The following is a 21,578-nucleotide window of genomic DNA, read 5'->3' as shown; positions in this document are numbered from 1 at the left end:
GTTGGTTTGGCCAGCCGTCTGTATTCGGACGGCTGGTCAAGAGGAGGGTGGCGTATAGGGTGAGCCACCATTGCCTGTCAAGGACACATCGAAATTAATTCGATCAGCCTTTCACGCAAACGACCTGTTTCAGGGTGTGAACCACTTCTACAAGGTCTGTCTGCGCGGCCATGACGCTGTCGATATCCTTGTAGGCCATGGGCGTTTCATCAATCACGCCGTTGTCCTTCCGGCATTCGACGCCCTGGGTCGCCGCCAGGTGATCCTCGACAGAGAACCGCCGTTTGGCTTCACCCCGGCTCATGGCCCGCCCTGCCCCGTGAGAGCAGGAGCAGAAAGACTCCGCATGGCCCTTCCCGCGCACAATGAAGGATTTCGCCCCCATCGACCCCGGGATAATGCCCAGCTCATCCTTCCCGGCGCGCACGGCGCCTTTGCGGGTGACCCAGACATCGGCCCCGAAATGGTGTTCCCGCTCCACATAATTGTGGTGGCAGTTCACCGCTTCCTTCTCCAGCGCGAAAGCCGGGAAATGCTCACGCAGGGCGAACAGTACACGGTCCATCATCACCTCACGGTTTAGACGGGCATAATCCTGTGCCCAGCTAACCGCTTCGGTGTAATCGTCGAACAAGGCCTCCCCTTCCACAAAGAAGGCCAGATCCTTGTCCGGCACATGATAGTTCAGCACGCGCGTCTCCAGGGCCTCACGGGCTTCCTGAATGAAGTAGGTGCCGAGGATGTTCCCCGTCCCGCGAGAGCCGGAGTGAAGCATCACCCAGACACGGTCCGCTTCATCAAGACAAAGCTCGATAAAGTGGTTGCCGCCGCCCAGCGTGCCCAGCTGTTTGGCAAATGCCGTACGCTGAATACGCCGATGTTTCTTCAGGATCACGTCCAACCGATCCGCTAGGCCAGAGGCCCTGAGGGCGGTTGCCACGCGCGCCGGCGTTTCCTTGTGGCCGCCTCCGCGCCCATTGCCAACCGGCACCTTCCGCTCGATCTCGCTCCGGATGGCCGACAGGCTGTCCGGCAGATCACTCGCCGTGAGGCTGGTACGGATCGCCATCATCCCGCAGCCAATGTCGACCCCGACAGCGGCAGGAATGATCGCGCCCCGCGTGGGGATGACTGATCCAACCGTCGCGCCACGGCCATAATGCACATCAGGCATCACGGCCAAATGGCTGTGAATGAACGGCAAACCCGCCACATTCTCCAGCTGGGTGCGCGCTTGCGGCTCCAGAGGCACGCCCTTGACCCAGGCCTTGATGCGCCCGCCGGCGCTGGTTTCGATCACTTCAAAATCACTCATTGTTCCTTAGTCTGCTCTTTTTCAGACTCCTCCTGACAAGCCCTCCACGCGTCTCCATCGGGTTTGAAAGACATAAAAAACCCTCCGGGCGTAAACGCGCGGAGGGCGGCATAAGAACCGGTTTCCCGGCCCCGGGCTGAAACTCAGCCCTATCCACTCACCTCCATGCAGCAGAAATCGCAGCCCTGATACAGGGCGCGTTCTGTCCTCTGGAAATTTGATTCTGGCCGTTTCATCGGTCCGTCCTCTGAGTGGATTGAGGCCGCCATATGACGGAGGGCGCAGGCCGCGTCAACCCCGAAGATAAAAAAAATCCCCGGACGCATATGATCCGGGGACTGATATATGAAAGGGTGTTTTCCTTATATCACAAGGCTCTGCGCCTAGTTTGTGGAGCGGCCTGTCTCGTCAAATCGCTCCCGGAAATCGTCCAGGGTCAGCGTGTAGTCATCCTCGTCATGAAAGGCTTCATCGCTTAGGTCCGGCTTTTCTGTGGCCTTGTACCAGGCGGCGTATTCTTCTGTGTCGCGGCTGTCCTGGCGATAAAAGGTCGAATAGGTGTCCACTGTCATGACAGGCGTTTCAGGGCCGAAGTCAAAACTCATCAGGCGCATCCAGCCATCGCCGATGCCCACCGGCCAGGCAGACTCCACGCCAGCATCGAGGGCCGTCTGGCCCCGGTCCTGATAGTCGGCCAGCACCTGCCACACCTTGTGGCCATGGGCATTGTCGTCCACCCGCCAGGCCTGGCCGTGCTCATGCCCGCACAAAACCAGGAAGATCTGGTCCTGCTGGCTGATCAGCTTCTCCCAGACCATTTCCGGGCTGTTGTGCAGCGGGTCCACAGCATGGCCGTCCACAATCGGGTTTGGCAGGCGCTCGCCTTCCTTCGTCATATAGTCATGCGTGGAAATGATGGTCGGCAGGCCCTTGTGCTGTGCGATCACCTCGGCCGCCCATTCCAGAGAGGCATTAGGCGGATCGAATTGCAGGCCGATATGCAGGAAGCGATAGCCGCCCGCCTCGAAGATCTGCGCGCTGTCGGCGCCGCCATCATGGCTGGCGACATACCAGGGCTTTCCCTTGAAGAATTCGGTATCCGCGCCAAACACAGACCGGAAATTCTCCAGTCCGCCGGGATGCAATACCCCCAGAGAGGTCTTGAGGTCAGTGGGGTCAATCTCCACAGGTCCCTTGGCCGCGGGCGGGAATTTCGAATCGGTCCACATCGCGTCATAGTCATGATTGCCCGGCACGACCGAGAACGGCGTCTTGCCGGCGATCAGGCTGAAGCCTTCATGCGCCTTCGGTATCTCTACCGTTTTCACCTTTTCGGTCGGTGCGAAATGCGAATCCATGATCGGGTTCGGCACAGCCTTGAAGCCGCGCGTGGCGTGCTCCGGGTCCATGGCCTTGGTCTGGTGCTGCCACACATCGCCGAGCGATGAAACAAAGGCGATTTCGCCGCCGGTGCTTTCCAGATTGTCGGCGACATAGTGCATCTGCTCCAGGAACATCTCGCTCGCATCGAACGGAAAGCCTTCGGCTCTCTGGTGCGTATAATCGAGATAGTTCTGCGTATCAGGCAGCACGGCGATGGTGAAATAGGTGTCGGCCACAGGCGCGGGATCGGTTTGCGTGACCGACTCGCTTTCCAGCACGACAATGTCAGCAGGCTCTGCCGCAGGCTGAGTCGCACACGCCGCCAGCAGGGCAAACAGACCCACCAGGGCCGTGGCCGGGGTGGCCGAGGAACGGGGCAACAGGAATGTCATGGGGCAGGTCTCCGCAAACGACTCACAAACACAGGATGTGAGGCCCGCCTAGCGCACCAGCATGACAGTTTCTTACGCCCTCCCCCGCTGACGCGGCGACAGCACAAACAAAAAGCCCCGGAGCAGAGCTCCGGGGCTTTTGATGTCCGTTAGGTCCGAAAACCCGTAAAGACTTAGTCTTCCATCGCGTCGAGTTCTGCTTCGTGACGCGCACGGTCAGCAGCACCTTTGGCGCTTTCGTCACGGTCGACCAGTTCCAGAACGGCAACCGGTGCGTTGTCGCCATGGCGGAAGCCGGCTTTCAGCACGCGTGTGTAGCCGCCATTGCGGTCCTTGTAGCGCTCGCCCATCACGTCGAACAGCTTGCGGACAGCGTCCTCATCGCGAACCTGAGAGATCGCCTGGCGGCGAGCAGGCAGGTCGCCTTTTTTGGCGAGCGTCACGAGCTTGTCCATGATCGGAGCCATTTCCTTCGCTTTCGGAAGGGTGGTCACGATCTGCTCGTGCTCGATCAGGCTGGCAGCCATGTTCGCGAACATCGCCTTGCGGTGCGACGTCGTCTTGTTCAGTTTGCGGTATCCATGGCGATGGCGCATTGTCGTTATCCTTCAGGAGGTGGTCAGGCCCCCGTTAAAGCGGGTCCTATAGGTGGTCGTCGTACTTCTTGGCAAGACCTTCGATGTCTTCCGGTGGCCAATCCGGCACTTCCATGCCGAGGTGCAGGCCAAGACCGGCGAGAACTTCCTTGATCTCGTTCAGAGACTTGCGGCCGAAGTTCGGCGTGCGCAGCATCTCTGCTTCGGATTTCTGGATCAGGTCGCCAATATAAACAATGTTGTCGTTCTTCAGGCAGTTTGCCGAGCGAACAGACAGTTCGAGTTCGTCGACCTTCTTGAGCAGAACCGGGTTGAAGCCGAGATCGGTTTCTTCCGTTTGCTGGCTCGTTTCGAGGGTCGGCTCTTCGAAGTTGATGAACAGCTGCAGTTGGTCCTGCAGGATACGTGCAGCATAGGCCACAGCGTCTTCCGGCGTAACGGAGCCATCTGTCTCGATGTCGAGCGTCAGCTTGTCATAGTCCAGAACGGTCCCTTCGCGGGTGTCCTCGACCAGGTAGCCAACGCGGCGCACCGGGCTGTAGATCGCATCAATCGGAATATAGCCGATCGGGGCGTCTTCCGGACGGTGCGCTTCAGCAGGCTGATAGCCTTTGCCGGTTGCGATCGTGAATTCCATGCGGACTTCGGCGCCATCGTCGAGCGTGCAGATCACGTGATCCGGGTTCAGGATCTTCGTGTCGCCGGAGGTCTCGATCTGGCCGGCCTTCACTTCGCCCGGGCCTTTTGCCTTCAGCACCATGCGCTTCGGCGTGTCGCTCTCCATGAAGATCGCGACCTGCTTCAGGTTCAGCACGATGGTCGTCACATCTTCCCGCACACCCTGGATGGCGGAGAATTCGTGCACGACATTATCAATCTGGACGCCGATGATGGCAGCACCCTGGAGCGACGACAGCAGCACGCGGCGCAGCGCGTTGCCCAGCGTCGTGCCGTAGCCACGCTCAAGCGGCTCGATGACGAGCTTGGCCTTCCGCTTGGCATCATATCCTGCCTGAACCACAGGGCGGTTCGGGCGGATCAGCACTTTCCAGTTGCGGTCATTGACGGCGGTGGATTCGATGTCAGCCATGGGCGACGGGTCCTCAGAATGCATTTGGCGGCGCTTGATTGCGCCGCCGATATATAACGAACTAGACGCGGCGGCGTTTCGGCGGGCGGCATCCGTTGTGTGGGATCGGGGTCGTGTCCTGGATCGCCGTAACGGTCAGGCCGACAGCCTGCAGGGCGCGCAGGGCGCTCTCACGGCCCGAACCCGGACCGCGCACGTTCACTTCGACGGTCTGCAGACCGTGATCCATGGCCTTTTTGGCGGCATCCTCAGCAGCCATCTGGGCAGCATAAGGAGTCGACTTACGGGAGCCTTTGAAGCCCATCGTGCCGGAGGAAGACCACGAAATGGTGTTCCCCTGGGCATCCGTAATGGTGACCATGGTGTTGTTGAAGCTGGAGTTCACATGAACAACACCGGATGTGATGTTCTTGCGCTCTCTCCGGCGGACGCGGGTCGTTTCACGAGCCATTGAAGATCAATCCTATTTCTTCTTGCCGGCAATCGGCTTCGCCGGACCCTTACGGGTACGAGCATTTGTGTGGGTACGCTGACCGCGAACCGGAAGTTTGCGGCGGTGACGGAGGCCACGGTAGCAACCGAGGTCCATCAGGCGCTTGATGTTCATCGACGTGTCACGGCGAAGGTCACCTTCTACCATGTAATCAGCGTCGATGGTTTCGCGGATCTTGATGACTTCGGCATCCGTCAGCTCGTTCACACGACGTGCCGGCTCAACACCGACCTTCTCGATGATCTCACGCGCCATGGACGGGCCGATGCCATGAATGTACCGCAGCGCGATTTCAACGCGCTTGTTGGTCGGGATGTTAACGCCTGCAATACGGGCCAAGGCCGGGTCTCCTCAAGCGGACTGTGTTCATACATAAAGAGCGCGCCAAGCCGGAAAGCTCCGCCTTGCGCGCCGGCGATTAAGCCAAAAGCTAAGAAACGAGGCTTATAGCTATGGAAATTAACGCGTCAACCGCGGAATCCCAGCTTTATGCCGTCTCTTTCAGGGCCGCGTCGATGTCTGCACCAACAGCATCGATCGTTCCCATTCCATCGACTTCAACAAGTATACCACGTTCGGCGTAAATAGGCACCAATGGCGCAGTATCCTCATAGTATTTTTCCAGGCGCTTGGAGAAGGTTTCAGGGTTGTCGTCCTTACGCCCCTGCTCCTCAAAACGCTTGGTGACACGTGACAGCAGCTTGTCATCATCAACAAGCATGCGGATCACGCGATCCACGGCTTCGCCGCGGGTTTCCAGCAGCCGGTCCAGGGCTTCCGCCTGGCCAACCGTGCGCGGGAAGCCATCAAAGATGAATCCCGGTGCGCCGGCCTTTTCGGTCAGCTGTTCGTCGATCAGGGCAATCACGACCTCGTCGGAGACCAGACCGCCCTCATCCATGATCTTGGCAACTTTCTGCCCAAGCTCAGATCCTGATGCGCGAGCGGCGCGCAGCATGTCGCCTGTGGAGAGCTGGATATAGCCCCGCTCCTCTACCAGGCGCTTTGCCTGCGTGCCTTTCCCGGCCGCAGGCGGCCCGAACAGAATGAGATTCATCTTTTACGACCCCCAAGTTTCGACTTCTTGATCATCCCCTCATACTGGTGGGCGATCATGTGCGATTGTATCTGTGTTACTGTGTCCATCGTAACAGACACAACGATCAGAAGTGAAGTACCGCCGATATAAAACGGTATCTCTGGGAAATATCGCCGCAGGAGTTCAGGGAGAATACAGACAAAAGTCAGGTACAGGGCGCCAATCGTCGTCAGGCGGGTCAGCACATAGTCAATATAGGCAGCCGTGTTGGAGCCTGGGCGGATGCCCGGAATGAAGCCGCCATATTTGCGCAGATTGTCCGCCGTTTCCTCCGGATTGAACATGATGGAGGTATAGAAGAAGGCGAAGAACATGATCAGCACGACTTGCGAAGCGATATAGGACCACGAGCCCGGCGCAAAATGCGTCGCCAGCCAGCCCAGAACGCCGCTCACGGCGCCGGAGGCCTCGGCATCGGCCGGATTGCCCCCCATGAAGCCGACAGCCGTCAGCGGCAGCATCAGCAGCGCAGAGGCAAAGATGGGCGGGATAACGCCGGATGTGTTGATCTTCAGCGGCAGGAAGCTCTTCTGGCCTTGAGCAAAGCCATGGGCCTGCTGGCGCTTGGGATACTGGATCAGCAGGCGGCGCTGAGAGCGTTCCATGAACACGATGAACACGACCAGCGCGATCACCATGGCGGCAATTGCGATGACAAAGACCACGTTCACAGACGTCGTGCGGGCCTGCGAGACCAGGTTGAAGATGGCTTTCGGCATCTCCGCGATGATCCCGGCGAAAATGATCAGCGAAACGCCATTACCAATACCGCGTGCAGTGATCTGCTCCCCCATCCACATCAGCAGCATGGTGCCGCCGGTCAGCGTCACAACGCCGGTCAAGATGAAGAAAGGCGCGGAAATGCCGTCAATACGCACCCCAACCAGGCCGCCAGCAATGAAAAAGGACTGCGCCAAGGCAAAGCCCAGCGTCAGATAGCGTGTGTACTGGTTGATCTGTTTGCGTCCGGACTCCCCTTCCTTCTTCAGCTTTTCCAGCGTCGGAGAGGTGGCCGTCAGCATCTGGATGATGATGGACGCCGTGATGTAGGGCATCACGTTGAGCGCGAAGATCGCCATCCGCTGAACGGCGCCACCGGCAAACATGTTCATGGAGCCCAGCATGCCGCCGGACTGGCTTTCGAACAGGCTGGCATATTGGGAGGGGTCGAGGCCCGGAATCGGAATGAAGGTACCGAGTCGATACAGGAGCAGGATGCCGAGGGTGAAGAGGATCCGCGCCTGCAGGTCCTTGGCCTTCGCAAAGCTCGAAAAATTCATATTCCGAGCCATTTGTTCAGCAGCATTTGCCATTGGCCGCTAGACCTCCCTGAAAAAGCGTTCGCCGCCTAAATCGGCGGCGAAACAAAGTTTGTGAAGGGGTACCCGGTAAAAACCGCCGATTATTCTTCAGCTGCGTCTTTCGCGGGGCCCGTGACGGTCACTTTACCGCCAGCCTTCTCAACAGCCTCAATGGCTGCTTTGGAGGCGCCTGTCACTGTAATATTCAGATTCTTCGGTGCGTCACCTTTTGCCAGCAGACGCACGCCATCGCGCACGTTGCGGACCAGGCCGGCAGCAACCAGAGACTCTTCAGTCACATCTTTGGCGTCCAGCTTGCCAGCTTCAATGGCTTTGCCGAGACGGCCGAGGTTGACCCAGGCGTGCGTCTTGGAGTTGCGGGCCGTAAAGCCACGCTTCGGCAGACGCATGTAGATCGGCATCTGGCCGCCCTCGAAGCCGTTTACGGCAACACCGGAACGGGCCTTTTGGCCTTTAACACCGCGGCCACCCGTCTTGCCCTTGCCCGAGCCGACGCCGCGGCCAACGCGGATGCGGTTCTTGGTGGAGCCTTCAGCAGGAGACAGTTCGTTCAGTTTCATCGGTCTATCTTTCGATATCGTGTGGCTGCGGATTGCGGCGATTACTCGCCGACAACCTCAACCAGGTGAGCCACCTTGCGGATCATGCCCCGCACGGCTGGCGTATCTTCGAGTTCCTTGGTCCGGCCGACCTTGTTCAGGCCGAGGCCCATCAGGGTCTGGCGCTGCTCAGGCTTGCGGCCGATCGGGCTGCCAACCTGGCGGACAGTAAGCGTGCTCTTAGCCATCTGTGTGCCCTTCCCTAGTTCGTCGCGTCAGCCATGCCGGCTTCGGATGCACCGTCATTACGGCGACCGACGACATCCTGAACCTTGAGACCACGCTTGGAAGCCACCGTACGGGGGCTTGCCTGCTCTTTCAGAGCGTCGAACGTGGCACGGACCATGTTGTAGGGGTTGGAGGAGCCGATGGACTTGCCGACGACATCCTGGACACCCAGAACTTCCATCACAGCACGCATCGGACCACCAGCGATCACGCCGGTACCCGGAGGGGCTGCACGCAGGACCACCTTGCCAGCGCCCCAACGGCCTTTGCCGTCATGGTGCAGGGTGCGGCCTTCGCGCAGCGGTACGCGAACCATGTTGCGCTTGGCTTCTTCGGTTGCCTTGCGGATCGCTTCCGGCACTTCGCGGGCCTTGCCCTTGCCGAAACCGGCGCGGCCTTTCTGGTCGCCAACGACAACCAGAGCAGCGAAACCGAAATTCTTACCACCTTTAACCGTCTTTGCGACGCGGTTGATACCAACCAGCTTGTCGACGATGTCGGACTGCTCCTCGTCGCGATCGCGATTACGGCGGCCTCTTCCTCTTTCTTCAGCCATCGGGCCTCTCCTTAGAATTTGAGACCGCCCTCACGGGCGGCGTCTGCCAGGGCTTTCACCCGGCCGTGGAACATGTAACCGCCGCGATCAAAGACTACGTCTTCAACACCAGCCTTTTTGGCACGCTCTGCGAGCGCTTTACCAACCAGGGCTGCCGCTTCCGAATCGGCACCGGTCTTTGCAGAGCCGAGCACGTCCTTCTCCAGCGTAGACGCTGAAGCGAGCGTGATGCCTTTTTCGTCGTCGATGATCTGGGCAGAGATATTCTTGTGGCTGCGCGCAACGGACAGGCGCGGACGGCCTTCGGCGACCTTCCGGAGCTTGGTACGAACGCGCTGGGCGCGGCGCAGCATCTTTTCGCGTGAGCTTTTCATGGGCTTACTTCTTCTTGCCTTCCTTACGGCGGACATATTCGCCCTGATAACGGATACCCTTGCCTTTGTAAGGCTCAGGCGGACGGAATTCGCGGATCTTGGCGGCAGTCTGGCCAACGGCCTGCTTGTCCGCGCCAGAGACGATCACTTCAGTCGGCTTCGGAGCTTCCAGCTTGATGCCGTCAGGTGCCTTGAAGATCACATCGTGCGAGAAGCCGAGTGCGAGTTTCAGATCGTTACCCTGCATTTGGGCACGATACCCCACGCCGACAAGTTCAAGCGTTTTCGAGTAGCCGTTGGAGACACCTTCAACCATGTTCGCAGCATTGGCACGTGCGGTGCCCCACTGCGTACGGGCACGGGAGTCCAGGGCTTCAGCGAAAGTCGGCAGACGGCGACCGCGGGCTTTTTCAGCCTCGATACGCTCATTTGCAGCCTTCACGAGATCTTCGCGCGGCATCACGGTCAGTTCGTTATCTTCGAACTTCGGCGTGATCAGCTCGGACAGCACCATGGACATTTCGCCCTTGGAGCCTTTCACCTTGATCGTCTGGCCATCGACCGAGACGGTCGTGCCATTCGGAACAGTGATCGGGAGTTTACCAATACGTGACATGATAGCTCTCCTAGAATACGCGGCAGAGCACTTCGCCACCAACATTCTGGCTGCGAGCGGCATTGTCAGACATCACGCCTTTCGAAGTCGAAAGGATGGAGATGCCCAGACCATTGCGCACAAGCGGAATGTCAGAGACGGAAGAGTACACCCGGCGGCCCGGCTTGGAGACACGTTTGATCTCCGAGATGACCGGCTGGCCTTCATAGTACTTCAGCTCGATTTCAATATTCTTGTGACCGTCTTTCTCAACTTCGGTGTAGCCGCGGATGAAGCCCTCTTCGATGAGGACGTCCAGCACGCGAACGCGAAGCTTGGAGGACGGGGTGACAACCTTAGACATGCCGCGCATCTGGGCGTTCCGGATGCGGGTCAGCATATCACCGAGGGGATCAGAAATGTTCATCTTTGATATCCTCCCTCTCTACCAGCTTGACTTGACAAGGCCGGGGATTTGACCGTTCGAGCCAAGCTCGCGCAGCGCGATCCGCGACATTTTGAGTTTGCGATAATAACCGCGCGGACGCCCGGTTACCTCACAGCGATTACGCACGCGGTTCGGAGCCGAGTTGCGCGGAAGTTCAGCGAGTTTCAGACGGGCCTTGAACCGGTCTTCCAGCGGAAGATCCTCGTTCATGGCGATCGCCTTCAGCTCGGCACGCTTCGCGGCGTACTTCTCGACAAGCTGCTTGCGCTTCTTGTTCTTCTCGATTGCGCTCTTCTTTGCCATATCAGCAGATCTCCTGGCGCTAGTTCCGGAACGGGAAGCCACACTCGGCGAGGAGTGCCTTGGCTTCTTCGTTGGTTTCAGCCGTGGTGCAGACAATGATGTCCATACCGCGAATATCTTCCACCTGATCGTAATTGATCTCCGGGAAAACGATGTGTTCTTTCAGACCCATGGCGTAGTTGCCACGACCGTCAAAGCTCTTGCCGTTCAGACCCCGAAAGTCTTTCACGCGCGGCAGGGCGATATTGGTCAGACGGTCCAGGAACTCGTACATGCGCTCACGGCGCAGGGTGACCTTACAACCGATCAGCATGCCTTCGCGAACCTTGAAGCCGGCAATTGACTTGCGGGCCTTGGTGGCGACCGGCTTCTGGCCAGCAATCATTTCGAGTTCAGCCAGCGCAGCCTTGATCTTCTTGGAGTCGGCGACAGCTTCGCCCACACCCATATTGATCACGACCTTGTCCAGCTTCGGAACCTTCATCGGGTTCGAATACTTGAACTGCTCCTGAAGTTTCGCGCGGATCTCTTCGCGGTACTTCTTCTTGAGACGGGGTTCGTATGCATCAGACATCGATGGACTCCCCTGAACGTTTGGCAAAGCGCGTCTTGCGGCCATGCTCGTCAACTTTAAAACCAACACGCACCGCTTTGCCGTCACGCGGATCGGCGTGCGCCACGTTGGACACGTGGATCGGTGCTTCGAACGTCTTGATGCCGCCCGGGTCCATCTGGTTCGGCTTCTGGTGGCGCTTGACGACGTTCACGCCGCGTACAACGACGCGGTTTTCGTCGACGAGAACCTTCAGGACCTCACCTTTGGTGCCCTTGTCACGGCCGGCGATCACGACAACCGTGTCGCCTTTTTTGATCTTCGCAGCCATCTTACAGGACCTCCGGGGCCATGTTCGCGATTTTGACCTGGTTCTTGCCGCGCAGTTCACGCGGGACCGGGCCAAAGACGCGGGTGCCGATCGGCTCACCATTATTATTGATGAGAACAGCAGCATTGGTGTCGAAACGGATGGTCGTGCCATCCGGGCGGTTGATGTCCTTTGCCACGCGAACGACGACAGCCTTGCGGACGTCACCTTTCTTCACGCGGCCCGTCGGAATTGCTTCCTTCACGGACACGACGATCACATCACCGACAGACGCATAACGGCGTCCCGCGCCACCCAGCACCTTGATGCACTGGACGCGGCGTGCGCCGGAATTGTCGGCGACGCGAAGGTTTGATTGCATCTGGATCATGCGTCACCTTCCCCGCCGGAGACAAGCTCCCAGCGTTTCAGCTTGGAGTGCGGAAGGCACTCCTGGATCGTTACAATTTGTCCCTCGACAGCAGCATTCGCTTCGTCGTGGGCATGATACTTCTTGGAGCGACGAACGATCTTTTTCATCACCGGGTGGGTGAAGGTACGTTCGACGCGGACGATGGCTGTCTTGTTCTGCTTGGCAGAGACCACGACGCCTTCCATTACACGTTTTGGCATGATCTCTCTCCTACGCCTGACCTGCTTCGGCTTTTTCGCGAAGGATCGTCTTGACGCGCGCGATGTCGCGGCGAACTTCCTTCACCCGGGCCGTTTTTTCCAGCTGGCCGGTGGCTGTCTGGAAGCGCAGGTTGAACTGCTCTTTCTTCAGCTTGATCAACTCATCCTTGAGCTGATCGACGCTTTTCGTTCTTACATCCTGGGCTTTCATGATCAGATACCCTCAATCCGCTTGACGACTTTCGTCTTGATCGGAAGCTTGGCTGCGCCGAGGCGCAGGGCTTCACGGGCGACATCCTCAGGCACGCCGTCGATTTCGAACAGGATGCGGCCAGGTGCGACGCGGGCGACCCAACGGTCGACAGAGCCTTTACCTTTACCCATCCGGACTTCAATCGGCTTGGCAGACACAGGCAGATCCGGGAATACGCGGATCCACACCTTGCCCTGACGCTTCATGTGACGCGTAACGGCACGGCGGGTTGCCTCGATCTGGCGTGCGGTAACACGCTCGGGCTCCAGAGCCTTCAGGCCGAACTCGCCGAAAGCCAGCGAGAAACCGCCCTTGGCGTTGCCACGGATCTGGCCCTTGAAGGCCTTACGGAATTTTGTTCGCTTCGGTTGACGCATGACTTACGCTCCGGCGGCTTGCGAACCGGTAGCCGGTCCGCGCTGGTTGGCATTGGCACGGGCACGGGACTGGCCGGAAGATTCCAGACGCTTGTCCTGAGCCATCGGATCGTGCTCCATGATCTCGCCTTTGTAGACCCAGACCTTGATCCCGATGATGCCGTAAGTGGTTTCGGCTTCTGCGGTGCCGTAATCGATGTCGGCGCGCAGCGTGTGCAGCGGAACGGAGCCCTCTGCATACTTCTCGGTACGTGCGATCTCTGCACCGCCAAGACGGCCGGACACCATGATCTTCACACCGTCAGCACCCAGACGCATTGCGGACTGGATGGCGCGCTTCATGGTACGGCGGAACGAGGCGCGGCGCTCAAGCTGGCGGGCAATGTCGTCAGCGATCAGCGTGGCATCGATTTCCGGCTTGCGGATCTCGACCAGGTTCACGCGGACTTCGTCCTCGGTCATCTTGGACAGATCTTTGCGCAGGGCTTCGATGTCCCCGCCCTTCTTGCCGATCACGAGACCCGGGCGAGCCGTGTGGATCGTGATGAGGCATTTCTTGTGCGGGCGCTCGATGATGATCTTGGAGATACCGGCTTGCTTGAGGCGCTTGCGGATTTCCTTGCGGATCGCAATGTCCTCGTGCAGCAGACGGCCAAAGTCGGCCGTGTCGGCATACCAGCGGCTGTCAGACGTCCGGTTGATACCGAGACGCAGGCCGATCGGATTTACTTTCTGACCCATTATGCGGCCTCCGCTTCAACTGAGGTGTCACGCAGGACGATGGTCAACTGCGAGAATGGCTTCACGATGCGCGCTGCACGGCCGCGGGCGCGGGCACGAATACGCTTCATGACAAGGTTCTTGCCGACGTGTGCTTCCGCAACAACCAGGCTGTCGATGTCGAGACCGTGATTGTTCTCGGCGTTTGCGATGGCGCTTTGCAGCAGCTTGCGAACGTCCTTGGCAGGACGCTTCGGAGAGAACTGCAGCTCGGCAAGGGCGCGCTCAACCGGCAGACCGCGGATCTGCTGAGCCAGAAGGTTCAGCTTCTGCGGGCTGGAGCGGTACATGCGCAGCACAGCACGGGATTCGTTCGACGCCTGCTTCGGAGGATTCTTGGCCTTACTCATGGCTTACTTCCTCTTCGCTTTCTTGTCCGCGCCGTGGCCATAGTAGGTACGGGTCGGTGCGAATTCACCGAACTTGTGACCCACCATTTCCTCGGAAACGGTAACCGGGATGAATTTGTTGCCATTGTGGACCTGGAAGTTCAGGCCGACAAAGTTAGGCAGGATCGTTGAACGGCGCGACCAGGTCTTGATCACGACGCGCTTTTCGGAGGCGCGTGCATCTTCTGCTTTCTTGAGCAGATAGCCGTCTACGAACGGGCCTTTCCAGACAGAACGTGACATGTCTTGCGGCTCCTCTTAGCGTTTCGCGTTGCGGCGACGGATGATCAGACGATCCGTAGCCTTGTTTTTACGGGTCTTCGGACCGCGGGTTTTCTTACCCCACGGCGTAACCGGGTGACGGCCACCGGAAGACTTGCCTTCACCACCACCGTGCGGGTGATCGACCGGGTTCATGACAACACCGCGGACAGACGGGCGCTTGCCCATGTGACGCTTGCGGCCAGCCTTGGAGAGAACCTGGTTCATGTTGTCCGGGTTGGACACAGCACCGATGGTTGCCAGGCAGCTGTCCAGAACCATGCGCAGCTCACCGGAGGTCAGCTTGATCTGGGCGTAGCCACCGTCGCGGCCAACGAGCTGAGCATAGGTACCGGCAGAGCGGACCATCTGAGCGCCTTTTTGAGGCTTCAGCTCGATGTTGTGAATGATCGTACCGACCGGGATGTTTTTCAGCGGCAGGGTGTTGCCCGGCTTGATGTCAGCGGTCTTGGACGTGATCACCGTGTCCCCTGCTTCAAGGCGCTGCGGCGCGATGATGTAGGACATCTGGCCATCTTCGTACTTGATCAGTGCGATGAAGGCCGTGCGGTTCGGATCGTATTCCAGACGCTCGACAGTCGCCGGCACATCCCAGCGGTTACGCTTGAAGTCGACCTTGCGGTACAGCTTCTTGGCGCCACCACCAATGTGACGGGACGTGATGCGGCCCTTGTTGTTGCGTCCGCCGGATTTCGTCAGACCTTCGGTCAGCGCCTTGACGGGCTTGCCTTTGTGAAGGTCGGACTTGTCCACCAGCACCAGCTGGCGGCGTCCGGGAGAGGTCGGGTTGAAAGTCTTAAGTGCCATAATTCTCGTCCTTCCCCTACAGGCCCGTCGTGATGTCGACAGACTGGCCTTCAGCGAGCGTGACGATGGCTTTCTTCAGGTCGTTACGGCGACCTTCGAAACCACGGAAACGCTTCGTCTTGCCCTTCTGGACCAGGGTGTTGACCTTGGTTACTTCGACCTTGAAGAGAGCCTCGACAGCTTCTTTGATCGCTTTCTTGTCCGCGTCGGGAGCCACTTCGAAAACAATCTTGTTTTCTTCAGCAACCAGCGTCGCTTTCTCGGTGATCAGCGGACGGCGGATAATGTCGTAATGATGCGGTTTAACGTCGGCCATGATTATTTAGCCTCCTTCACGCCGTCGAAACGGGCCTTGATGCCTTCAGCCGCTTCCTTGGTGATGACGAGCTTCTTGCGGCGCAGGATGTCATAGACATTCAGACCTGCGACCGGCAGCACGTCCACGTTCGGGATGTTGCGGGCAGCCTTGGCGAAATTCTCATCCACGGAGATGCCGGAGATGATCAGCGCGTTCTCGATGCCGAGACCGGCGAACTGGCTGACCAGCTCTTTCGTCTTCGGAGCGGACAGGACGGCTTCATCAAGAACGATGATCGCGTCTTCCTTCATCTTGGACGACAGGGCGTGCGCCAGAGCCATCTTGCGGACCTTCTTGGGAAGATCGTGTGCGTGGCTGCGGACTTTCGGCCCGTGCGCGACGGAACCACCAACGAAGATCGGCGCGTTACGGGAACCGTGACGTGCGCCGCCGGAACCTTTCTGGCGGATGTACTTCTTCGTTGTACGGCTGACTTCGCCGCGGGTTTGCGTCTTGTGCGTACCAGCCTGGCGCTTGGCCAGCTGCCAGCGGATCGTGCGCTGGAGGATATCACCACGAATGTCTTCGATGCCGAAAATGGCATCATCAACCGTGATGTTTCCAGCCGCTTTCCCGGCAAGGGTTTTGACTGCGAGTTCCATTATTCAGCACCCTCTTGAGTTGCTTCAGCGGCCGGAGCGTCTGCCGCGCCTGCTGCCTTGAAGGAGCCTGCTGCCGGAGCGTCGGCCGGAAGAGCTTTCTTCACAGCGTCGCGAACTTCGACATAGCTGCCGTCATGGCCAGGCACAGCGCCCTTGACCAGGATCAGGCCACGCTCAACGTCGGTGCGGACGACTTCCAGATTCTGGGTCGTGACGCGCTCAACGCCGTAATGGCCAGCCATTTTCTTGTTCTTGAAAACACGGCCCGGGTCCTGGTTCATACCGGTCGAACCGTGGGAACGGTGGGAGATGGACACACCGTGCGTGGCGCGCAGACCCCCGAAGTTCCAGCGCTTCATCGCACCGGCAAAACCCTTACCGATCGTGATGCCGGCAATGTCGACCTTCTGGCCTGCAACGAAGTGATCAGCCTGAACTTCAGCGCCAACTTCCGGCAGATCGCCAGAGACGCGGAATTCTGCCAGCTTGCGCTTCGGTGCAACACCGGCTTTCGCGAACTGGCCGCGCAGAGCCTTGGAGGTGCGCTTTGCCTTCTTCTCGCCAATGCCGAGGATCACAGCCTTGTAGCCGTCCGTGCGGGTAACTTCCCCGCCCTTCTTCGTGGTGACGGTGCGCTCGTCTTCCGTGCGCACGCCGACAACCTGACAGCCGTCAAGGGAAAGAACCGTCACCGGGATATGGCGACCATTCTCATCAAATACGCGTGTCATGCCAACCTTACGGGCAAGCACGCCAGAACGGGGTGCTGGCAGAGCCATTAGCGGCCTCCCTCAAGTTTGATCTCGATACCAACGCCAGAAGACAGGTCGAGCTTCATGAGAGCATCAACCGTCTGCGGGGTTGGGTCTACAATGTCGAGGATCCGCTTATGAGTACGGATTTCAAACTGCTCGCGCGACTTCTTGTCGATATGGGGAGAGCGGTTCACGGTGAAGCGCTCGATACGGGTCGGGAGTGGGATCGGACCTTTGACTTCAGCGCCGGTGCGCTTTGCCGTGTTCACAATCTCTTTCGCCGACATGTCGAGGGCGCGGTGATCGAAGGCCTTTAGCCTGATCCGGATATTCTGTCGTTCCATCGTTCTCGGTCCGTCCGCACAAAACACGTTAGCCCCAACAGAGCCAGCCAGGCCCCAGGGCGTTACGTGGGATTAAATTGTCTGTTTCGAGGGAGCGTTCGCTATCTAAAGCGCTGCCATCCCGGCGAATTCGGGGGTTTATGGGATGAACACGCTCACGTCAACTGACTCGCCTGAGGAATCTGCACAAAAGATTCACAGGTTTGAACTGCGCACCCCTACAGCTCCGGCGGCGTGTCTGCGGGGTCTTGCTCCAGGAAGAGCCGTTCGAGTTCGCGCTGCGTCGATTTCAGCGTGCCCGCAGGGTAATTTCCGTCGCGCATATCCTCAATCATCGCATTTACAGCCGGTATGGCAATGCTCTCGGCCAGCTCATTTCCAATCTTCACGCTTTCAAGCGCAATCACCCCATTAGAGGCGCTGATCTCCTGCCCCGCAGGCGTTTCCAGAAAGGCGCGATAGCCTGCCAGCGCTTCCGGGGAGACATTATAGACATAGGCTTCCGCCAGAGGCCGTCGCATCCCGTCCAGCAGGGCATCTGCCATTTGGGCAGACATCATGATGACAGCCGTCTCGCTGGCGGCATTCGATATGGAATCTCCCCCCTTGGCGAATTCGTTCTGCAGATTGCCGACCATCAGGTCTGCCATGCCGGCAAAGGCCGCCTCATATTCCGTACGGCTGATCGTATGGTCGACAATATAAAGGGCGTCCTCCATCGGATCGGCCTGCGCCGGTGCCGCCCCCAGCGCCAGCGCCGCAGCCAGTCCTGCAAATGCGATTCTCATATCCCCACATCCCCTGTTCCGGCCCGCCTTCCGGGCCTGTTGAAATCCCGTTGAGACTAACCGTGTGATCCTAAAATAACAGCATTTTCGCTAGGCCAGCCCCGCCAGCGCGGTGCACACCTCGTCCATCGCCGTGTGCAGCACGTTTACCGCATGGCCACTCAGGATATGAAACTCCACATTCGGCCGGTGCGCCATGTGCGCGGCGACATGTTCGGCATTGATGATCGTATCGTCGCCGGCCTGCAGCCAGACCTGCCGGGCCGTCACCGCCTCCAGATCCTCTGACCAGTCGGCCATCGCCGCAGAGCCATCGCGAATCCAGGCCTCGGCCCCCTGCTCCACCGCATGATACAGCCCCTCGGCCTGAACCTTCATCAGAATCGGGTCCGACAGTGATTCCAGATCCATCGGAGACCGCACGAACTGCGCCTTCAGGAAGGCCTTCGTGCCCCGGCGGCGATAGACCGGCAGGCCGACCGACATCACCATTTTCATGATGGAGGGCGCATGGCGCGTTGCCATGGCGGCAAAGCGGGTCTGCGGGTCCATGTGCGAGAGGTGCTTGGTCTCATCGATCGGGATGCCCCCGCCGATCACCAGCATGTCGCCCATCCGCTCGCCCAGCGCCTTCGCGATTCGGAAGCCATGGGAGGAGCCGCCCTGATGTACACAGAGACTCACCCGCTCCAGCCCAAGATTCTCCACCAGCGCGACGGCGTCCTCCACCGTCACGGCGTTGAACTCCGCCCGGGTCCGGCTGGGGCTTGTATAGCCATAGCCCGGCCGCGACGGCGCAATCAGCGTAATGTCCTCTGCCGCGAGCCGCCTCAGGAATTCCGGCGTGAAGAACGGCCCCTGAATGTAGCCATGAATGAACAGCACCGTCTTCTGCCCGCGGCCTATCCGGTACCATCCCAGCGTCCGCCCGCCGGGGCGCGGCAATTGCGAGAGGCCGGCTTTCGGCGTCATCCACACTTCCGCGCTGGGCGGGTTCAGCTGCTCCGGCAATTGCCGCATCAGGAAGGCGATACTACCGCACAGCTGCACCACATCCGACATCCGCGCGCAGCCCGTCTTGCGCAAAATGCTCTTGGCCTGGCCCTTGATCGTCTCCAGCGCCCGGCCGCGCTGGTCGGCAATGTCCTTCTGGCTGAGATTGCCAAGGAAGCCTTCCAGAACTTCGGTTTCACTGGCCGTCAGGCCAAAGGCCTCGCTGAGGCGCGTCATCAGCGCCGGTGACCAGTCAATATAAGACAGCGAGACATGCACCTGGTCGGCAACATCCTTCGGCCTCTGGATCAGCGCCAGACAGGCGCGGATCTGCGTCGTTTCCACATTCGCCAGAATGATTCTGTCCTGCGCCTGATGCGCCGTCGCCCTCAGCGTCTTGCGGATTTCGCCCAGCGCCGACGGGTCCAGCGGCAACTCGTCCAGCGCGCAGGGAAAGTCCTGTCCGGTCAGATGCACCGCGGCGGCATTGCCCGTCACCTGTCCGGTCCGGGCGGAGACTTCCAGAATCGCGTGGAAGCGCTCGTCATGAGACGCCTCCCGGCGTGATGCTTCCTCGATCAGCTTGCTGATACGCGCGCCATGGGTATCCAGCATGTCATCATCGCCATGATGACGCGGCACATCTTCTGCCAGCGCGCCATTGTCCCGCTCTTCGAAGAAATAGGCCATGGCCGCGTTCAGGAACACATCGAAGCGATCCGTTTCGGACGGCACCTCATACGCGGCGCCCAGCATATCGAAATAGCGATTGGTGTGGGACATACAGATTCGGAGACACGCTGCGGTGGAATGGGGGATCACTCTAGAACCCTGATTGTGGACAGCAAGACTTTCCGTAAATTCCTGAAAATCTTTGCGCATAACCCCTGCGGGGCATGTCTGGCGCGCACCGACTGCCTAGTCTGCCTCTATCGCAGGCTGGGTGGGGATCCGGCCATGGACCAGAGGCGAAAGAGCCAGCCAGACAACAGAAAGACATCTTGCATGAAGTTTCCTCCCATTCTCGCTTCAATGGGCCTTGCCGCATTTGCTCTGCTGGCCCTGCCCGGCGCCTCGGCGCAGGCCGTCTCCACACAGGAAATCGCCTGCTCGAAAGGCGGGGCCGAGGCCTGCTTCTATGCTGCGGCAGACTATGCCCAGGGCAGCAACGGCCTGCCCATGAACATGCCGAAAGCGGCGGAGCTGTTCACGAAGGCCTGCACGCTGGGCGTTCCGGATGGCTGCTTCTACACGGCCGGCATGTACCGCAGAGGCGCTGACGGCATCGCGCAAGACCCGGCCAGGGGCATAGATTTGTACGAAACCGCCTGCCGTATGGGCCATGAAGAGGCCTGCAGCGCCGCGTTCGCCATCCTGCGCACCCCGGACAAGGGCGAACAGGACATGCCCCGCCTGCTCAGCGCGTTTGAAGAGGGCTGCGCCAACCAGTCCATGAAGGCCTGCAAATGGGGCGCAGAGATTTTCTATGATGGCCGCGAAGGCCGGGATCCCGGCCATATCGATCTTGTCCGCGGCGCCCCGCTGGCAGAGCGGGCCTGCGATGAGACCGGGATCTCCTATTTCTGCGTCATCGGGGAAATCATGTACGCCAAGCCGGATTCGCCCGGCTTCAATGCCGAAAAAGCGCTTAAGATGACGCAGATCAATTGCGGCGCTGGCGTCAAGGAATCCTGCGCGAACCTTGGCGGCATCTACCACAATATTGGCGACTACCAGCTCGCCTACACCCAATATGACCGGGCGTGCCAGCTGGGCCATGACACCGGCTGCGGCGTCGCCAAAGACCTGAAAGCCTGGCTGGATGAATGGGCGGAATGGAACGCCAAACAGGCCGCGCGCGAGGCGGAAATGTCCGCCATGCTGAATGCCGGAGACTATAATGGCGCCGTCGCAACGGCCGTCTCGGTCTACGCATCCAGTGACTGGGCCGCGAAAGCCGTCAACGCCGCCTCGGCCGCTGGCCGCATGGGGGATGTCGATGACTATGATCTCAAAGTTCTCGAACTCTGGTTTGCCAACAAAGGCCCCGGCGGGGTCGTGAAGGCAGAGATGCGCCGGCGCGGCGTCGCCGTCTCCGGCGAATATGATTCCTGGGCCGCAGACATGCAGACCATCAAATCCGCCAATCAGCGCTTCAATGCCGCCCGTGCCAAAACGTCCAGCTATCGGCCCATTGAGCGCGGACCTGCGCTGGACTCAGAACCGGTGCTCAGCTCGGCCGAGGCGGCGGCCCAGACCCGGGACAAATACCGCTATGCGCATTGCACCATGAATGGCAATCCGGACACTCCTGGCTGCCAGTAAGTCAGGCACGGCTTATGGCAGACTCCCCCGGCGCCCACCTGTCTTCATGGCAGGTGGGCGTTTCTTATGCGCTCAGATTTTTATCGCATACGGATAAAAGACCCGTCTTTCACTCACACCCCTGCCCCGGTGCTTTATGTGTGGACAGATAGATCACTCCGGCGAACGTTCCTGACATTCCGCGCAGCAAAAAGGCCGCCCTTTTGGGGCGGCCTTTCGCAAAGTCTCTTCAGGAA

At 59.4% G+C, this 21,578-nt stretch carries 32 protein-coding genes; 1 reads left to right on the top strand and 31 read right to left on the bottom strand.

Going from position 1 to position 21,578, the window contains the following annotated elements:
* Positions 1–103: 103 nt before the first annotated feature.
* The 31 genes from HY29_RS11560 to HY29_RS11410 form a co-directional block, all read right to left on the bottom strand.
* Complete coding sequence (locus HY29_RS11560; RefSeq protein WP_034797031.1) at positions 104–1,315, bottom strand: RtcB family protein; 1,212 nt, start codon at positions 1,313–1,315, stop codon at positions 104–106.
* Positions 1,316–1,698: 383 nt separating this feature from the next.
* Positions 1,699–3,090 carry a metallophosphoesterase family protein gene (locus HY29_RS11555; protein WP_155838296.1) on the bottom strand — a complete coding sequence of 464 codons (1,392 nt, stop codon included), beginning with the start codon at positions 3,088–3,090 and terminating at the stop codon, positions 1,699–1,701.
* Between the two features lie 173 nt (positions 3,091–3,263).
* A complete protein-coding gene (gene rplQ / locus HY29_RS11550) occupies positions 3,264–3,686 on the bottom strand; it encodes a 50S ribosomal protein L17 (RefSeq protein ID WP_034797029.1) in 423 nt (140 codons plus the stop codon).
* Positions 3,687–3,732: 46 nt separating this feature from the next.
* A complete protein-coding gene (locus HY29_RS11545) occupies positions 3,733–4,776 on the bottom strand; it encodes a DNA-directed RNA polymerase subunit alpha (RefSeq protein ID WP_034797027.1) in 1,044 nt (347 codons plus the stop codon).
* Positions 4,777–4,837: 61 nt separating this feature from the next.
* The gene (rpsK, locus tag HY29_RS11540) at positions 4,838–5,227 is read right to left on the bottom strand and encodes a 30S ribosomal protein S11 (protein WP_034797026.1); all 390 of its coding nucleotides are present in this window, start codon (positions 5,225–5,227) and stop codon (positions 4,838–4,840) included.
* 12 nt (positions 5,228–5,239) lie between these two features.
* Positions 5,240–5,608: a 30S ribosomal protein S13 gene (gene rpsM / locus HY29_RS11535; protein WP_034797024.1), complete on the bottom strand. Its 369-nt coding sequence runs from the start codon at positions 5,606–5,608 to the stop codon at positions 5,240–5,242.
* A 148-nt stretch (positions 5,609–5,756) separates the two neighbouring features.
* On the bottom strand, positions 5,757–6,326 hold the full coding sequence (locus HY29_RS11530) for an adenylate kinase (RefSeq protein ID WP_034797023.1): 570 nt from the start codon (positions 6,324–6,326) through the stop codon (positions 5,757–5,759).
* On the bottom strand, positions 6,323–7,681 hold the full coding sequence (gene secY / locus HY29_RS11525; protein WP_034797022.1) for a preprotein translocase subunit SecY: 1,359 nt from the start codon (positions 7,679–7,681) through the stop codon (positions 6,323–6,325). The genes HY29_RS11530 and secY overlap by 4 nt, the downstream gene beginning before the upstream one ends.
* Before the next feature lie 89 nt (positions 7,682–7,770).
* Positions 7,771–8,250, bottom strand: a complete 480-nt coding sequence (gene rplO / locus HY29_RS11520) for a 50S ribosomal protein L15 (RefSeq protein WP_034797020.1) — start codon at positions 8,248–8,250, stop codon at positions 7,771–7,773.
* Between the two features lie 41 nt (positions 8,251–8,291).
* Entirely contained in the window at positions 8,292–8,477 is a 186-nt protein-coding gene (rpmD, locus tag HY29_RS11515) for a 50S ribosomal protein L30 (protein WP_034797017.1), read from the bottom strand.
* Between the two features lie 14 nt (positions 8,478–8,491).
* Positions 8,492–9,073 (bottom strand): 30S ribosomal protein S5, encoded by a 582-nt coding sequence (gene rpsE / locus HY29_RS11510; protein WP_034797016.1) that lies wholly within the window; start codon positions 9,071–9,073, stop codon positions 8,492–8,494.
* An 11-nt stretch (positions 9,074–9,084) separates the two neighbouring features.
* Entirely contained in the window at positions 9,085–9,447 is a 363-nt protein-coding gene (rplR, locus tag HY29_RS11505) for a 50S ribosomal protein L18 (RefSeq protein WP_034797012.1), read from the bottom strand.
* Positions 9,448–9,451: 4 nt separating this feature from the next.
* A complete protein-coding gene (gene rplF / locus HY29_RS11500; protein ID WP_034797011.1) occupies positions 9,452–10,063 on the bottom strand; it encodes a 50S ribosomal protein L6 in 612 nt (203 codons plus the stop codon).
* A gap of 10 nt (positions 10,064–10,073) precedes the next feature.
* Entirely contained in the window at positions 10,074–10,469 is a 396-nt protein-coding gene (rpsH, locus tag HY29_RS11495; protein WP_034797005.1) for a 30S ribosomal protein S8, read from the bottom strand.
* 18 nt (positions 10,470–10,487) lie between these two features.
* Positions 10,488–10,793, bottom strand: coding sequence for a 30S ribosomal protein S14 (gene rpsN / locus HY29_RS11490; RefSeq protein ID WP_034797004.1), 306 nt, complete (start codon positions 10,791–10,793; stop codon positions 10,488–10,490).
* A gap of 19 nt (positions 10,794–10,812) precedes the next feature.
* Entirely contained in the window at positions 10,813–11,367 is a 555-nt protein-coding gene (rplE, locus tag HY29_RS11485) for a 50S ribosomal protein L5 (RefSeq protein ID WP_034797003.1), read from the bottom strand.
* Complete coding sequence (gene rplX, locus HY29_RS11480) at positions 11,360–11,677, bottom strand: 50S ribosomal protein L24 (protein WP_034797001.1); 318 nt, start codon at positions 11,675–11,677, stop codon at positions 11,360–11,362. Before rplX ends, rplE begins: the two co-directional genes overlap by 8 nt.
* Position 11,678: 1 nt before the next feature.
* Positions 11,679–12,047 (bottom strand): 50S ribosomal protein L14, encoded by a 369-nt coding sequence (gene rplN / locus HY29_RS11475; protein WP_027836773.1) that lies wholly within the window; start codon positions 12,045–12,047, stop codon positions 11,679–11,681.
* Entirely contained in the window at positions 12,044–12,289 is a 246-nt protein-coding gene (rpsQ, locus tag HY29_RS11470; RefSeq protein ID WP_034796998.1) for a 30S ribosomal protein S17, read from the bottom strand. Before rpsQ ends, rplN begins: the two co-directional genes overlap by 4 nt.
* Positions 12,290–12,299: 10 nt before the next feature.
* Positions 12,300–12,500, bottom strand: coding sequence for a 50S ribosomal protein L29 (gene rpmC / locus HY29_RS11465; protein WP_034796996.1), 201 nt, complete (start codon positions 12,498–12,500; stop codon positions 12,300–12,302).
* Between the two features lie 2 nt (positions 12,501–12,502).
* Positions 12,503–12,919 (bottom strand): 50S ribosomal protein L16, encoded by a 417-nt coding sequence (rplP, locus tag HY29_RS11460; protein ID WP_034796994.1) that lies wholly within the window; start codon positions 12,917–12,919, stop codon positions 12,503–12,505.
* 3 nt (positions 12,920–12,922) lie between these two features.
* On the bottom strand, positions 12,923–13,660 hold the full coding sequence (gene rpsC / locus HY29_RS11455) for a 30S ribosomal protein S3 (RefSeq protein ID WP_034796992.1): 738 nt from the start codon (positions 13,658–13,660) through the stop codon (positions 12,923–12,925).
* A complete protein-coding gene (gene rplV / locus HY29_RS11450) occupies positions 13,660–14,049 on the bottom strand; it encodes a 50S ribosomal protein L22 (RefSeq protein WP_034796990.1) in 390 nt (129 codons plus the stop codon). Before rplV ends, rpsC begins: the two co-directional genes overlap by 1 nt.
* A 3-nt stretch (positions 14,050–14,052) precedes the next feature.
* Positions 14,053–14,331: a 30S ribosomal protein S19 gene (gene rpsS, locus HY29_RS11445; protein ID WP_034796989.1), complete on the bottom strand. Its 279-nt coding sequence runs from the start codon at positions 14,329–14,331 to the stop codon at positions 14,053–14,055.
* Between the two features lie 15 nt (positions 14,332–14,346).
* Positions 14,347–15,177 (bottom strand): 50S ribosomal protein L2, encoded by an 831-nt coding sequence (gene rplB / locus HY29_RS11440; protein WP_034796988.1) that lies wholly within the window; start codon positions 15,175–15,177, stop codon positions 14,347–14,349.
* A 16-nt stretch (positions 15,178–15,193) separates the two neighbouring features.
* A complete protein-coding gene (locus HY29_RS11435) occupies positions 15,194–15,493 on the bottom strand; it encodes a 50S ribosomal protein L23 (protein WP_034796986.1) in 300 nt (99 codons plus the stop codon).
* Positions 15,494–15,495: 2 nt separating this feature from the next.
* Positions 15,496–16,137 (bottom strand): 50S ribosomal protein L4, encoded by a 642-nt coding sequence (gene rplD / locus HY29_RS11430; RefSeq protein ID WP_034796985.1) that lies wholly within the window; start codon positions 16,135–16,137, stop codon positions 15,496–15,498.
* Entirely contained in the window at positions 16,137–16,916 is a 780-nt protein-coding gene (gene rplC, locus HY29_RS11425) for a 50S ribosomal protein L3 (protein ID WP_034796983.1), read from the bottom strand. Before rplC ends, rplD begins: the two co-directional genes overlap by 1 nt.
* On the bottom strand, positions 16,916–17,236 hold the full coding sequence (gene rpsJ / locus HY29_RS11420; protein ID WP_034765807.1) for a 30S ribosomal protein S10: 321 nt from the start codon (positions 17,234–17,236) through the stop codon (positions 16,916–16,918). The genes rplC and rpsJ overlap by 1 nt, the downstream gene beginning before the upstream one ends.
* 218 nt (positions 17,237–17,454) lie before the next feature.
* Entirely contained in the window at positions 17,455–18,024 is a 570-nt protein-coding gene (locus HY29_RS11415) for a DUF2059 domain-containing protein (RefSeq protein WP_034796980.1), read from the bottom strand.
* Positions 18,025–18,114: 90 nt separating this feature from the next.
* Entirely contained in the window at positions 18,115–19,800 is a 1,686-nt protein-coding gene (locus tag HY29_RS11410) for a bifunctional helix-turn-helix transcriptional regulator/alpha/beta hydrolase (protein WP_034796977.1), read from the bottom strand.
* 222 nt (positions 19,801–20,022) lie between these two features.
* Between HY29_RS11410 and HY29_RS11405 the strand changes: the two genes are divergently transcribed.
* A complete protein-coding gene (locus HY29_RS11405; protein ID WP_034796974.1) occupies positions 20,023–21,342 on the top strand; it encodes a tetratricopeptide repeat protein in 1,320 nt (439 codons plus the stop codon).
* Positions 21,343–21,578 lie beyond the last annotated feature (236 nt).

It is taken from the genome of Hyphomonas beringensis (assembly GCF_000682755.1).
GTDB classification, from domain to species: domain Bacteria; phylum Pseudomonadota; class Alphaproteobacteria; order Caulobacterales; family Hyphomonadaceae; genus Hyphomonas; species Hyphomonas beringensis.
This window is presented reverse-complemented; position numbering and strand designations above follow the sequence as displayed.